The following is a 14,233-nucleotide window of genomic DNA, read 5'->3' on the forward strand; positions in this document are numbered from 1 at the left end:
CGGCCATGACCGAGGAATTCGACTACTTCCGCGACCGGAACACCGGCAAGCTGTTCGACCTGCTGCTCCAGGTCAGCACCGAACTCCACGTCACCAGCCAGCGCCTGCACGCGATGGAGGCGCTGCTGGTGAGGCACGGAGTGCTCGCCGACGGCGAACTGGACGCCCTGGAACCCACCGAGGACGAGCAGCGCGTGCTGGACAACCGACGCGAGGCCGTCGTCGCCCGGCTCATGCGGATCATCACCGAGTCGGGCCCCGCCGAGCACCCGCTGCGCGACCAGTGGGAGTCGACGCTGAAGAAGAGGGCCGGCTGATGGCTACAGGGCGCGCCCCCAGTGCGGCGGTCGACCGGTACCTCCAGCTCTGCGAGGACCGCGACCTGGAAGAGGCGGGGAAGATGCTCGTCCCGGGAGCCCGCATCGTGTTCCCGGGGGGTGCCGTCTACGGCTCCCTGCCCGAAATGGCCGTCCGGCAGCGCGGCCGGTACCAGTGGGTGCGCAAGCGGCGCGACCGGTACTTCGAGGGCAGCACCCCGGACGGTCTGGTGACCGTCACCTCGCTCGGCACGCTCTACGGCCAGGGCACGGACGGAGAGCTCTTCGAAGACGTCCGCTACGCCGACGTCTTCGTTCTGCGCGACGGGCTCATCGCCGAACAGCACGTCTACAACGACCTCGCCGAGACCGGGAGCGGCTCCCCGGGCGGCGGCACACTCCGCGACTCCACTGAACAGCAGAGGTACCGATCATGAACCATGCACTGCGAATCGGCGCCGGCGCCGTGGCACTTCTCGCCATGAGCGCCCTCGCCGCCTGCGGCGGCGGCTCCTCCGGATCCTCGTCCGCCCCGGGGAAGAAGGCGACCGTCGACCTGGCCATCGCCTCCGCCGTCATCGGCCCGAAGGAAGAGGTCGCCACCTATGCGGTGGCCAAGAAGGAAGGCTTCCTCGGCGAGGAGAAACTGAACGTCAAGACGTCCAACGCCGACGGCTCGGTCGCCTCCGTCCAGGCGGTCGCCTCGGGCAGCGCCGACATCACCCCGGCCGACGCGAGCGCCGTTCTGGCCGCCCGGGAGAAGGGCGTCCCCGTCGTCGCGGTCGGCGGCCTGGTGCAGAACTGGCCCTGGCGTATCGCGACGAAGCCGGACGGCAAGGTCCAGAGCCCCGAGGACCTCAAGGGCAAGAAGATCGGCGTCATCAGCCTCGCATCCGGTTCGGCCCCGTACGCGCGCGCCTTCGCCGAAGACGCGGGGCTGGACCCGGAGAAGGACGTCGACCTGATACCCGTCGGCGTCGGCAGCCAGGCCCTTTCAGCGCTGGACAGCGGAAAGGTGGACGCGCTGGCCCTGTACACGCAGGCGTACACCACCCTGGAGCTGAGCGGCAAGAAGTTCCACTACCTGCCGAACGGCGAGCGCTTCAAGGGAATTCAGTCGCTGACCTACGCGGTACGCGAGGACACCCTCCGCGAAAAGCGGGACGTGATCACCCGGTTCCTGCGGGCCTCGTACAAGGGACTGCTGTTCAGTGCCGTCAACCCCGAGGCCGCCATGCGCGACGGGTACGGCGTATTCCCGGCGATCCTCTCGGGCAAGAGCGCCAAGGAACGGGTCAAGGACGACAGCAAGATCCTCGATACCTGGGTGAAGACGGCCGTGCCCGCCGAAGGCGAACCGGAGTCCTTCAAGGACTGGGGCGCCATCAGCGGCGGGGCGTGGAACAAGACGGCCGACTACATGAAGGCGTCCGGGACCATCAAGAAGTCCCCCGACTTCAAGAGCCTTTGGGACGACAGCCTCCTGAAAGACGCCAACGACTTCGACGCGGCCGCCGTGATCAGCAAGGCGAAGAGCGCCGCCGAATAGGCGGCGACGCCACAAAGGAAGGCGAAGGAGGCCGATATGGCCCTGAAGACTCTCGGGCGTCGCCAGAGCGTGGCAGCCGCCCCGGAGGCCGACGAGAACCGCTGGATCGAACTCGGCGGACTGCACAAGGTCTACCGGCCCCGCAAGTCCGAACCCACACACGCGCTGTCCGACATCGACCTCACCGTCGCACGCGGTGAGTTCATCTCGGTCGTCGGCCCCTCGGGCTGCGGCAAGACGACCCTGCTGAAGATCCTCGCCGGGCTCATACCCAAGACCGAGGGCACGGTGCGGGTCGCAGGGCGCGACGTGGACGGTCCGCTGCCGCAGGTCGGAATGGTCTTCCAGGCGGCCACGCTGCTGCCCTGGCGCACCATCCTGCAGAACGTGATGGTGCCCGCGGAGATCCAGCGCCTCGACAAGGCCGTCTACCGCGAACGGGCGGGCCGGCTGCTGGAGTTGGTCGGACTCAAAGGGTTCGAGGACAAGTACCCGGACGAGCTGAGCGGCGGCATGCAGCAGCGAGCCGGCATCTGCCGGGCCTTGGTCCACGACCCGGAGGTCCTGCTCATGGACGAGCCGTTCGGCGCGCTCGACGCCATGACGCGCGAGTACATGAACCTCGAACTCCTGCGGATCTGGCGGGAGAGCGGCAAGACCGTCGTGCTCGTCACCCACTCCATCCCCGAAGCGGTGTTCCTCTCCGACCGGGTGGTCGTGCTCAGCCCGCGCCCCGGCCGGATCGCGGAGGTCATCGACATCAACCTCGAACGTCCGCGTGAACTCAGCGTCATGGCCTCGGACCGGGCCGGCGTCTACGTCGAGCGGATCCGTACGTACTTCAACGCCCAAGCCGTGATCGACTGATGAGGCCGCTCATGACGATGACCGAGGAAGCCGAGCAGGGCGACGGCGCCACATCGCGCCCCACCGAACCGGGGGACGGGACGGCCGCCGCCAAGGCGTCCCTCCTGGCCCGCCGCTGGCGAGATCTGCGGGACCACCCCGAATGGGTCCTGGTTCCGGGCGTCTTCGTGGTCGTCGTAGTGCTGTGGGAGTACCTGATCCCGGCTCTCGGCGTCGACGAGTACGTGCTGCCGCGTCCCAGCCAGATCGTCGAGGCGCTCGGGCGACAGCTGTCCGACGCTCTTTTCTGGACGCACATGAAGGTCACTCTGCTGGAATCCCTCTACGGATTCTTGCTGGGCGTCGGCGCCGCGCTGGTGCTCGGCACCGCGATCTCTCAGGTGAGGCTCGTCGAGAAGACCCTGATGCCCTACATCGTGGCCTTCCAGACCGTGCCGAAAGTGGCCCTCGCGCCGTTGTTCGTGGTCTGGTTCGGCTTCGGCATGACCAGCAAGTTCGTGATGGCCGCGGTCATCTCCTTCTTCCCGATGCTGGTCAACGTGGTCGAGGGACTGCGGTCGGCGGACGCCGACCGCGTGCAGATGCTGACCGTCTTCGGGGCCAGCAAGTTCGATGTCTTCCGGCGGGTGCGGCTGCCCAGTGCCCTGCCGTTCATCTTCGCCGGCCTCGACATCGGCATCGTCTTCGCCATTCTCGGCGCGGTCGTCGGCGAGTTCATCGGCGCCAAGGAAGGCCTGGGTTACCTGCTGCTCCAGGCCAACTACAACTTCGACATCGCAGGGATGTTCGCGGTCCTCGTGGTCCTGTCGGTCCTCGGCCTGATCGCGCACTTCATCATCCGTACCGCCCAGAAGCGCTTCGCCTTCTGGGCCGAGGACAACACGGTGATCGGCGCGTGAGCGGCGCGAAGCCCGACCCGCTCCGCTTCGACGGAAGGGTGGCCCTCGTGACCGGCGCCGCCCGCGGCATCGGCGCCGCCATCGCGGGCCGCCTCGCCGGACTGGGTGCCGCTGTCGCCGCCGCCGACATCGTCCCGGAAGAGCGGTGGGACGACGCCGTCCCCCTCGGCGGCGTGCACACCCGGCACCACCTGGACGTCCGCTCCGCGCAGTCCTGCCGCCGCACGGTCGAGGAGGTCCTCGCCGCGCACGGCCGGCTGGACCACCTCGTCAACAACGCCGGAATCGTCAGCAGGGGACCGGCCGCCACCATGAGCGAGGAGGACTTCACCCGCGTCATCGACGTCAACCTCACCGGCACTTTCCGGATGTCGCGGGCCTCTTACTCCGCGTTGCGGGACGCCGGCGAGGCCAGCATCGTCAACATCGGCTCCACCAACGGCCACATCGCGGTCCTCGACACTCTCGGATACTGCGTCAGCAAGGCGGGCGTGATGCATATGGCCCGCGTCCTGGCCCTGGAGTGGGCCCCCGACAACATCCGCGTCAACGCGGTCGGCCCGACCATCGTGCCGACCGGCATGACCGAGGACGTGCGCGCCGACGAGGAGTACATGGCGCACAAGATGGCCGGCATCCCGCTCGGACGGATGGCCAGCCCCTTCGACGTAGCCCTGACCGCCGCCCATCTCCTCAGCCCGGCAGCGGCCATGACGACCGGTCAGACGATCTTCGTCGACGGCGGAGCCGTCATCCACTAGCCGGCGTCACCAGGACGCCACCAGGAACGGGAGCACCCCGCATGCCCGAGTTGGATCTCGACACCGCCCTCGCAGCGGTCGACGAGCACTTCGACACCTTCGTCACCGAGCTCCAGGAGCTGTGCCGCATCCGCAGCAGGCGCCAGGAGCCCGAACAGATGGCCGCCACAGCGGAGTTCCTCAAGCGATCCGTGGAACGCTGGGGCGGCACGGCCGACATCGTCGAGTGGGAGCACTCCCACCCGTACGTCCTCGCCGAGATCCACGGCGGTGAGCGGCGCCTCCTCCACTTCAACCACTACGACGTCGAGGTGGAGCCCACCGGCGACGACTCCCAGTGGATCAGCCCCCCGTATGCCGCCGCGATCCACGACGGCCGGCTGTACGCGCGGGGTGTGGCGGACGACAAGGGCGCCCTGATGTCACGGCTGCACGCCGCGGCGGCCTGGCGGCTCTCCGGGCAGGAACCTCCGGTCACGAGCCGCTACATCATGGAGGGCAAGCAGATGCTGCACAGCCCGGGACTCGGCAGTTTCGTGGAGGCCCACGCGGACCGGCTCGCGGCCGACGCCGCCCTGTGGGAGAACTCATGGTGCGACGGTGAGGGCCGCCCGCTGCTGAAACTCGGTGAGAAGGGCATCCTCTACCTGCGTCTGACCGCGACCTCGCTCACTCGCGAACTCACCAGTCAGAACACCGCGTTGCTGCCGTCGGCCACCGCCCGGCTCATCGGCGCGCTCGCCACTCTCGTACACCCCGACGGCACCCCGGCGGTCAAGGGTTTCGCGGACGACGCCCGCGTCCCCACGGACGCCGAGCGCGCCCTGCTCGAAAAGCTGCCGTTCGACGGTGCGTTCCTGAAGGGCCGAGCAGGTGTCGACACCTTCAGGGGGGACCTGAGCGACACCGAGGCCGCCGTCGCCATCCGCACCGTTCCGACCATCACCGTCACCAGCATCGCCGGGGGCGACGACGCGGACGACGTCACCCTCGGCATCCCCGCCACCGCCGCCGCAAAGGTCGAGATCCGCCTCGTTCCCGGCCAGGACCCCGAGCGGGTGCTGGCGGCAGTCCGCGGTCACCTCGCGGAGGGCGGCTTCGAGGACGTCGCCGTCGCCGTGATGGCCCGCAGCCGCCCGCACATCACCGATCACACCCACCCGTTCGTGCACCTCGTCGCCGAGGCGGCCCGCGCCGCCTATCACGCCGAGCCGCTCATCGAGCCGTACACCCAGTGGATCGGCAACCAGGGCGTGCTGGCGGGCCTGCCCATCGTGGGCGTGGGCGTCTCGCGCGCCGACGCCGGCATCGACGGCCCGAACGAGCACATACGCCTGGAGGACTACCGCATGGGCATCAAACACGTCATCGAGATCATGGCGGCGCTGGCGGTACGGGCATGAGCACCCGGGTCACCCACATGAAGGGAGCCGCACGCCGCGGGTACCTCCAACTGCCTTGGGGACAGGTCCACTTCCGCCGCTCCGGCGAGGGAGACGGCCCCGCGCTCGTCGTCGTCCACCAGTCGCCGCTGTCCTCCGCCACCTACGAACCGGCGATGGCCGCGCTCGCCGCCCATGGACTGGACACCGTCGCCGTCGACATCCCCGGCTTCGGCATGTCGGACGCCACCCCCGGGCAGTGGTCCATACCCGAGTACGCGGGAGCGCTGTGGCAGATCGCCGACGAACTCGGCTTCGACAGGCTGCACTTCCTCGGCCAGCACACCGGCGCGATCGTCTGCGCCGAGGCCGCGCTCCAGCAGCGCGACCGGGTGCTGAGCCTGATCCTCCAGGGCATTCCGCTCTACAGCGACGAAGAGCGAGCCGAGAAGGCCGCCGACTACGCCCCTGGTTACACCCCCGGCCTCGACGGTGACCATCTGAAGGTCGTCTGGGACCGGATCCGTCGGCTCTACCCGACGATCTCCGCCGAGTCGTGCAGCCGCCAGGTCGCCGAGTACCTCAGCGTCGGCCCGGACTACGGAGTCGCCTACCGCGCCGTCTTCGCCCACCGGGCCGACACGGAAGCCCTCGGAGAAACCCTCAAAGAGGTGCCGACCCTGCTGCTGCACGGCAGCGAAGACGTCCTCGACCGCATGAACGACGTCGTCACGGCGGCCTTCCCGGCCGCCCCGCTGATCCGCATCGAGGGCGGCACCGACTTCGTCGCCGAGGAGAAACCGCAGGAGTTCGCGGACGCCGTCGCCGCGCACGTGCTGTCCCACACGGAGGCGGCCGCTTCGCCCGATCCCTCGCCCGGCTCCTCGTTCGGGCCCGCCTCCTTCAAGCCGGTCTACACCGCCACGGTGGATGTGCTGGGCGGCCGCGCGGGACGGGTGCGTTCCCGCACCGGATCGCTGAACGTGGACCTGACCCGGCCGGCCGAGCGCGGTGAGGGCGACACCGGAACCGACCCGGAGGAACTGTTCGCTGCGGGCTACGCGGCCTGTTTCGGCGGCGCGCTCGGCGTCGCCGAGCGGCGCAGGAGCGTCACCGCCGGTCCGGTGACCGTCAGCGCGTCCGTCACTCTCGGCGCGCTGCCGGGCGGCACGTACGGCATAGCGGTCCGCCTCGGGGTCGCCGCACCCGAGTGCCCGCAGCAGACGCTGGAGGAACTGGTGGCGCTCACCCACACCATCTGTCCGTACTCCAGAGCCGTTCGCGGCAACATCGAGGTCACCACCGAGGTGAGCGGCGGCACTTGACGTCACCGGCACCTCAATAGCGCCGTGAGCCATTCACGCCGGAACGCGCACGCGGGCCGGCCGACCGACCGAGGACTTCAATGACCCGCGATGACACCGAAGAGCAGTCGAACCGCAGCCGTTCCGGGATCGCCCGCGCGCTCGCGGTGATCGACGCCATAGGACGTGCCCCCCACGCACAGGGTGTCTCCGTGATCGCCCGGGAGACGGGGCTGCCGAAGGCGGTGACCCACCGCATCCTGCGCGAGCTGGTGGCCGGGAAGTTCCTCGCCTTCGACGAGGCGACCAAGGTCTACCGGATGGGTCCCGGGGCCCTCAACATCGGCCTTGCCGCGATGCGCGAACTCGACATCGCCTCCATCGCACACCGCCACGTGGTGGCTCTGTCCGAGCGCACCGGACAGACCGCGACTCTCTCCGTACGGCAGGGCTGGTCACGCGTGTACGTCGACCAGGTCCTCTCCCGCCAGGAGATCCGGATGTCCGTCGCGCTCGGCACCAGCCATCCGCTGCACGCCGGTTCCTCCTCCAAGGCCATCCTGGCCGGCCTCCCCGACTCCGAGGTGGAGGACTACATCGCCCATCACCGCCTCGACAGCGTCACCGACGCCACCATCACCTCTGCGGAGACCCTGCGCGACGAGATCTCCGCAATTCGCGCCGTCGGCTACGCGGTGAGCATCGGGGAGCGGCAAGTGGAGGCCGCCAGTGTGGCCGCCGCGCTGCACGGGCCGATGGGACAGGTCGTCGGCTCGGTGTCGGTGTGCGGGACGAAGTCCATGTTCGACGAGATCAGCAGCCGCCGGCTCGGCGAGTGGGTCGCGAAGGCGGCCGTCGACATCTCCGCCGACCTCGGCGCCGTACAGGACGCCGCAGGCGAACAGAAGAACGTCACGGCCCCTGGGCCGTCCGATCTCGCGAACGACCAGAGCGGACCGACGACTTGAAAGGCAGGACCACCATGACGACACCGGCGCAGGCCGGCCCCGGGGAGGAGGCACCGGCCACCGGCCCGGGCCCTCTCGGGGGCATCCGCGTCATCGACGCCTCCACCATCCTGGCCGGTCCGCTGTGTGCCCAGCTGATGGGCGACTTCGGTGCCGACGTGGTCAAGATCGAGCACCCCGTGGCCGGGGACGGGATGCGGGGCCACGGCGAGCTCAAGGACGGCGTACCGCTGTGGTGGAAGGAGATATCCCGTAACAAGCGCACCGTCGGCCTCAGCCTCTCCGACCCGGACGGCGCCGCCCTGTTCCGCCGCCTGGTCGAGGGCGCCGACGTCCTGGTGGAGAACTTCCGCCCCGGAACCATGGAGCGCTGGGGTCTCGGCCCCGAAGTCCTGCACGAGAGCAACCCGGGCCTGGTGGTGGTGCGCGTCACCGGCTTCGGACAGACCGGTCCCTACGCCTCCCGGGCCGGCTTCGGCACCCTTGCCGAGGCGATGAGCGGCTTCGCCCATTTGACAGGCGAACCCGACGGGCCGCCCACGCTCCCGGCGTTCGGCCTCGCCGACACCATCTGCGGGATCGCGGCTTCGTCGGCCGCCACGATGGCGCTGTACGACCGCGAGCGCGATCCGCAGCACCGGGGCCAGGTCATCGACATGAGCCTGATCGAACCCCTCATGACCGCCGTCGGCCCCGCGCCGACGGTCTACGACCAGCTCGGCATCCTCCAGCAGCGGCATGGCAACCGCTCCACCAACAACGCTCCGCGCAACACCTACCGCACCTGTGACGGTCACTGGGTCGCCGTGTCCACCAGCGCCCAGCGGATCGCCGAACGCGTCATGCACCTGGTGGGGCACCCCGAGGTCATAGACGAGCCCTGGTTCGCCACCGGCGCCGGCCGGGCCGCCCACGCCGACCTGCTCGACGGCTTCGTCGGCGGCTGGATCGCCGAACGGCTCCGCGAGAAGGTCGTCGCCGAGTTCACCGAGGCCGGGGCCGCGGTGGCGTCCGTCTACGACGCACGCGACCTGGTCGAAGATCCCCACATCCGCGCCACCGGCATGCTCACCGCCGTCGAGGACGAGGACCTCGGCCCGCTGCTCATGCACAACGTCATGTGGCGGATGTCGCGGACTCCGGGGCGTATCCGCTTCACCGGACGCGCGCTCGGAGCCGACACCGAAGAGGTGCTCGTCGAGGAACTGGGCGTTCCATCCGAGGAGTTGGCGGCTCTTCGGGAACGGAAGGTCGTCTCCTGAGCGGGCCGCATCGGGCGGGCAGTCGCGCAAGGCACCAGCGAGAGAAGGACGGGACGCAAGTGAGCAGCACAGCATCGATCTCCGAATCCGCGCAGACGAGCCCGCGGGACCCGCTGCTGGCCGTGGTGCGGGAGGGAGTACGCGTTCTCGACCTCGGCCGCCGGCTCTACGTCGGCATGCCCCAGTCGCCGAACCACCCCGCCTACTGGCACACCCTGCCGCGCCGCCACGGGGACCGGGTACGTCCGGACGGCGGCTCCGCGGCGAACGACATGCTCGTCATGGGCACCCACGTCGGCACGCACATCGATGCCCTCGCGCACGTCTCCCACGACGGCAAGCTGCACGGCGGCGCCGACGCCCGCGCCGCCGGCGAGGGCGGCCTCTATCCCGAGCACGGAGTGCACAGCATCGCGCCGATGGTGCGCCGGGGCGTCCTGCTCGACGTGCCGACGGCACTCGGCGCCGAGGTCTGCGAACCCGGTTACGAGATCACCGTGGCCGATCTGGAAGCCACCGAGCGCCGTCAGCGCACCCCCGTGGAGCCCGGCGACGTCGTTCTCGTACGCAGCGGCTGGGGGCGCCACTTCGATGCCCCCGGCCACGGGACCTTCGTGGGCCACGACTCCGGTGTCCCCGGTGTGGGCGAGGCGGGCGCGCGGTGGCTGGCCGGCCGCGGAGTGCACGCCGCCGGCGCCGACTCCATCGCCTTCGAGCGGCTGGCCCCGGGAGCCGGCCACAGCAGCCTGCCCGCCCACCGGGTGCTGCTCGTCGAAGCCGGCGTGTACATCATCGAGACCCTGGACCTGGAACAGATCGCGGCAGAGCAGGTGCACGAATTCACCTTCGTGCTCGCCCCGTTGCCGCTGTTCGGCGCCACCGGGTCCCCCGTACGTCCGCTGGCCCTGGTCTGCGCCCCGGGGGCGGGGGACGGAACGGCACCGGGGGACGGCCGTGGCTGAGCACACCCTCGCCCGGCAACTCGCCGAGTTCGCCGCCGCCACGTCGTACGGCAGCCTCCCGGACGAGGTCGCCGGCAGTGTCCGCAAGCGCGTCGTCGACGTGCTCGGCCTGTGCGTCGCAGCCCACCGGCTGCCCACCTCCACTGCGATCGTCCAGCACGTGCAGGAGCAAGGCGGGCGGCCACAGGCGACCGTCGTAGGAGGCGGCCGGACCCTGGTTCCCGCCCCGCTCGCGGCGCTTGCGAACGGGGTTCTCGCCCACTCCCTCGACTACGACGACACCCACCTGCCCTCCGTGCTGCACCCCAGCGCCTCCGTCGTCCCCGCCGCGCTCGCGGCGGCCGAGTCAGCCGGCGCGGACGGCCCCCGCACCATCCGGGCCATGGCCGTGGGCCTGGAGGTGTGCGTACGTCTCGGTATGGCCGGCTACGACCGCGAGTCCGGTAACTCCACCTTCTTCGAACACGGTCAGCACGCCACCTCGATATGCGGTGCGCTCGGTGGGGCCGTCGCCGCGGGGCTGCTGTTCGGCCTCCCGGCCGACGGTCTCGTGGACGTGATGGGCGTCGCCGCCTCCATGGCCGCCGGCATCATCGAGGCCAACCGCACCGGTGGCACCGTCAAGCGGCTGCACTGCGGCCTGGCGGCGCAGTCGGCCGTCACCGCCGCCCAACTGGTGTGCCGCGGTTTCACCGGACCGCCCACCGTGCTGGAGGGGCGCTTCGGCTTCTTCGAGGCGTTCCTGCACGGCACCTATGACCCGTCGGCCGTCACCACGGACCTCGGCACCGGATGGGCAGTGCCGGACATCTTCTTCAAGCCCTACCCGGCCAACCACTTCACCCACACTGCGGCCGACGCCGCCATGGCCCTTCGTGAACGGGGCCTGGACCCGGCCCGGGTGGAGCGACTGGTGCTGGGCGTGCCTGCCCCGGTGATCCGCACCATCGGTCAGCCGATCGAGCGCAAGCGGGCCCCCGAGACCGGCTACGAGGCCCAGTTCTCCGGCCCGTACATGGTCGCTGCGGGACTCCTCGGCGGCGGCGCCGGCCTCGGTCTCGGTCTCGGCGACTTCACCGACGCACTCGCCCGTGACCCGGCCCGCCGTGAACTCATGGCCAAGGTCGAGGTGATCGCCGACGAGACCGCCACCCGGATCTTCCCGGCGCAGTTCCCGGCGGTACTCACCGCGTACGACGCCGACGGCCGCGAATGGCGGCAGGAGACGTTCAGCAACCGGGGCGGCCCCGACCGCCCCCTGTCGGACGCCGAACTCGCGCTGAAATTCCGCGACAACGCCTCCGGGCGGCTGTCCGAAGCCCACATCGACACCGTGATGGAGCGTGGCCTGCGCCTCGGCGAACTCGACCGCGTCCAAGACCTGCTCCGGCCCCTGGCCGAGCTGAAGACCCTGGCAGGAGGCCATCGTGACTGAGTACGACCTCGTGGTGAAGAACGTGCGTGTCGTCACGGACGAACACGACGAACCGGCCGACGCGGACATCGCCGTCGCCGGCGGGCGGATAGCGGCGGTCGCGCCCGGCATCGACGCCGCCGGCGCCCGCGAAGTCGTCGACGGCGGAGGCAAGTTGGCCTTCCCCGGGGTCGTGGACGCCCACCAGCACTGGGGCATCTACAACCCGCTGGAGCAGGACGCCGCAGCCGAGAGCCGCGCCTGCGCCCAGGGCGGCGTCACGTCGGCCCTGACCTACATGCGCACCGGGCAGTACTACCTCAACAAGGGCGGCCCGTACGCCGAGTTCTTCCCCGAGGTGCTGGAGCGAGCCGGAGGCCGCGCTCACGTCGACTACGCCTTCCATCTCGCACCGATGTCGAAGGGCCACATCGCCGAGATCCCGAGCCTGGTCCGGGAACACGGTGTCACCTCGTTCAAGGTGTTCATGTTCTACGGCAGCCACGGTCTGCACGGCCGCTCCTCCGACCAGAGTTCCTTCTTGATGACCCCCGAGGGGGAGCGTTACGACTACGCCCACTTCGAGTTCGTGATGCGCGGCATCCAGGCCGCGCGCGAGGAGTTCCCCGAGATCGCCGACCAGATCTCGCTGTCCCTGCACTGCGAGACAGCCGAGATCATGACGGCGTACACGCAGCTGGTGGAGGAAGCCGGCGAACTGACCGGTCTCGCCGCCTACAGTGCCTCCCGCCCGCAGCACTCCGAGGGCCTGGCCGTCTCCATCGCCTCCTACCTCGCCCACGAGACCGGCCTGCCCACCGTCAACCTGCTTCACCTCTCCTCCCGCAAGGCGGTCGACGCGGCGGTCCGTATGAGCAGGGCGTTCCCGCACATCGACTTCCGCCGCGAGGTCACCGTCGGCCACCTGCTCGCCGATATCGACACCGCTCACGGTCTCGGCGGCAAGGTCAACCCGCCGCTGCGGCCCCGCGAAGACGTCGAGGCCCTGTGGGAGTACGTGCTGGACGGCACCGTCGACTGGATCGTCTCCGACCACGCCTGCTGCCGAGAGGAACTGAAATTCGGCAAGCCCGAGGACGACGTCTTCCTCGCCAAGTCCGGCTTCGGCGGAGCCGAGTACCTGCTGCCCGGCATGGTCACCGAGGGCGTACGGCGCGGGCTGCCCCTCGGACGGATCGCCGCCCTCACCTCCTGGAACCCCGCTCAGCGCTTCGGCCTGCCCACCAAGGGCCGGCTCGTCGCCGGCTTCGACGCCGACATCGCGCTGGTCGACCCGGACGAGACCTGGACCGTCCGCGCGGAGGACTCGGAGTCCGCCCAGGAGTACACCCCCTTCGAGGGCTTCGAGTTGACCGCCCGGGTCACCGACACCTTCCTGCGGGGCTCCCGCGTCCTGACCGAGGGCAAGATCACCGGTGAGCCCGGCGGTTCCTACCTTCACCGTCCGACCGGCAGTTGAGCCGCACGCACACCCCTCGATCGGAGACGGCCGGGGTGTCCGGGACGGCATCGCCCGGCCACCGCATCGCACGTCGGTAAGCAGGCCAGGACGAGCAGGAAGGGAAGGAGAGCTCTCGTGAGATCTGCCCTGTACGTACCCGGCGACCGGCCGGACAGGCTGGCGAAGGCGCTCGGCCGGGGCGCCGACGCGGTGATCGTGGACCTGGAGGACGGCGTCGCACCCGGGGCGAAGGAGGACGCCCGGGTCACCGTGGCGGACTGGCTGGCGAGCTTGCCGTCTGCCAATTCCCGTACGGGACCCGAGATATGGGCCCGGATCAACCCCGGCCGCCAGGGACTCGCCGACCTCGACGCCGTGGCGCTGCCTGCCCTGACAGGCGTGATGGTCGCGAAGACCGAGACGGTCGGCGACCTGGTCGCCGTGTCCGGCGCACTCGTCTCCGCTCCGTGGATCGCGCTGTGCCCCCTGCTGGAGAGCGCGGCCGCACTGCTGTCCGCACCGCTCATCGCCCGCGGGCCGCGGGTGACCAGGATGCAGCTGGGCGAGGCCGACCTGCGTGCCGACACGGGCATCGAACCGGGCCTGGACGAGAGGGAGTTGCTGTGGCCCCGGTCCCAACTCGTAGTCGCTTGCGCGGCCGCCCGCCTCGCGCCCCCGCTCGCCCCGGTCAGCACGGACTTCCGTGACCTCGATGCCCTGCGCCGGTCCACGCTGGCGCTCAAACGCCTCGGCTTCGGCGGCCGTGCCTGCATCCACCCCGCGCAACTCCCCGTCGTCAACGAGGTGTTCACCCCCAGCGCCGCTGAACTGGCCAGGGCACGCACACTGGTCGAGCGGTTCGAGAACTCCGCTTCGGGCGTGGCCCTGGACGACTCGGGCCGCATGATCGACGAAGCGGTGATCCGCAGCGCCCGGCGAATCCTGGCGGCGGTACCCGGGAACGCCTGAGCGGCGTCACCCGGCCGGACTCCACGTCGCGGGCATCTTCCTCTGGCCCTCACGATGATCCAGACGAAACCGCCTACTGCCGTGTCCTGTAAGTGGTTTGAGCTGTGGCTTTTGATC

The 14,233-nt window shown here is 70.1% G+C and carries 14 protein-coding genes; all 14 read left to right on the forward strand.

What is annotated here, in order from left to right; genetic code table 11:
• Positions 1-5: 5 nt before the first annotated feature.
• The gene (locus QQM67_RS04540) at positions 6-317 is read left to right on the forward strand and encodes a hypothetical protein (RefSeq protein ID WP_314172277.1); all 312 of its coding nucleotides are present in this window, start codon (positions 6-8) and stop codon (positions 315-317) included.
• Positions 317-754 carry a nuclear transport factor 2 family protein gene (locus QQM67_RS04545; RefSeq protein ID WP_314172278.1) on the forward strand — a complete coding sequence of 146 codons (438 nt, stop codon included), beginning with the start codon at positions 317-319 and terminating at the stop codon, positions 752-754. Before QQM67_RS04540 ends, QQM67_RS04545 begins: the two co-directional genes overlap by 1 nt.
• Complete coding sequence (locus QQM67_RS04550; RefSeq protein WP_314172279.1) at positions 751-1,866, forward strand: ABC transporter substrate-binding protein; 1,116 nt, start codon at positions 751-753, stop codon at positions 1,864-1,866. Before QQM67_RS04545 ends, QQM67_RS04550 begins: the two co-directional genes overlap by 4 nt.
• Positions 1,867-1,902: 36 nt before the next feature.
• Entirely contained in the window at positions 1,903-2,733 is an 831-nt protein-coding gene (locus QQM67_RS04555; protein ID WP_314172280.1) for an ABC transporter ATP-binding protein, read from the forward strand.
• 11 nt (positions 2,734-2,744) lie between these two features.
• Entirely contained in the window at positions 2,745-3,632 is an 888-nt protein-coding gene (locus tag QQM67_RS04560) for an ABC transporter permease (RefSeq protein WP_314172281.1), read from the forward strand.
• Positions 3,629-4,393, forward strand: a complete 765-nt coding sequence (locus QQM67_RS04565) for an SDR family NAD(P)-dependent oxidoreductase (RefSeq protein ID WP_314172282.1) — start codon at positions 3,629-3,631, stop codon at positions 4,391-4,393. Before QQM67_RS04560 ends, QQM67_RS04565 begins: the two co-directional genes overlap by 4 nt.
• 41 nt (positions 4,394-4,434) lie before the next feature.
• Entirely contained in the window at positions 4,435-5,796 is a 1,362-nt protein-coding gene (locus QQM67_RS04570) for a M20/M25/M40 family metallo-hydrolase (RefSeq protein WP_314172283.1), read from the forward strand.
• Positions 5,793-7,100, forward strand: coding sequence for an Ohr family peroxiredoxin (locus tag QQM67_RS04575; protein WP_314172284.1), 1,308 nt, complete (start codon positions 5,793-5,795; stop codon positions 7,098-7,100). Before QQM67_RS04570 ends, QQM67_RS04575 begins: the two co-directional genes overlap by 4 nt.
• Before the next feature lie 80 nt (positions 7,101-7,180).
• On the forward strand, positions 7,181-8,047 hold the full coding sequence (locus tag QQM67_RS04580) for an IclR family transcriptional regulator (protein WP_314172285.1): 867 nt from the start codon (positions 7,181-7,183) through the stop codon (positions 8,045-8,047).
• 14 nt (positions 8,048-8,061) lie between these two features.
• Positions 8,062-9,309 carry a CaiB/BaiF CoA transferase family protein gene (locus QQM67_RS04585; RefSeq protein WP_314172286.1) on the forward strand — a complete coding sequence of 416 codons (1,248 nt, stop codon included), beginning with the start codon at positions 8,062-8,064 and terminating at the stop codon, positions 9,307-9,309.
• A gap of 59 nt (positions 9,310-9,368) precedes the next feature.
• A complete protein-coding gene (locus QQM67_RS04590; RefSeq protein ID WP_314172287.1) occupies positions 9,369-10,271 on the forward strand; it encodes a cyclase family protein in 903 nt (300 codons plus the stop codon).
• Complete coding sequence (locus tag QQM67_RS04595) at positions 10,264-11,706, forward strand: MmgE/PrpD family protein (protein ID WP_314172288.1); 1,443 nt, start codon at positions 10,264-10,266, stop codon at positions 11,704-11,706. The genes QQM67_RS04590 and QQM67_RS04595 overlap by 8 nt, the downstream gene beginning before the upstream one ends.
• Positions 11,699-13,165, forward strand: coding sequence for a dihydroorotase (locus QQM67_RS04600; RefSeq protein ID WP_314172289.1), 1,467 nt, complete (start codon positions 11,699-11,701; stop codon positions 13,163-13,165). The genes QQM67_RS04595 and QQM67_RS04600 overlap by 8 nt, the downstream gene beginning before the upstream one ends.
• Positions 13,166-13,282: 117 nt before the next feature.
• Positions 13,283-14,116, forward strand: coding sequence for an HpcH/HpaI aldolase/citrate lyase family protein (locus QQM67_RS04605; RefSeq protein WP_314172290.1), 834 nt, complete (start codon positions 13,283-13,285; stop codon positions 14,114-14,116).
• Positions 14,117-14,233: the final 117 nt, after the last annotated feature.

It is taken from the genome of Streptomyces winkii (assembly GCF_032248595.1).
GTDB classification, from domain to species: Bacteria; Actinomycetota; Actinomycetes; order Streptomycetales; family Streptomycetaceae; genus Streptomyces; species Streptomyces winkii.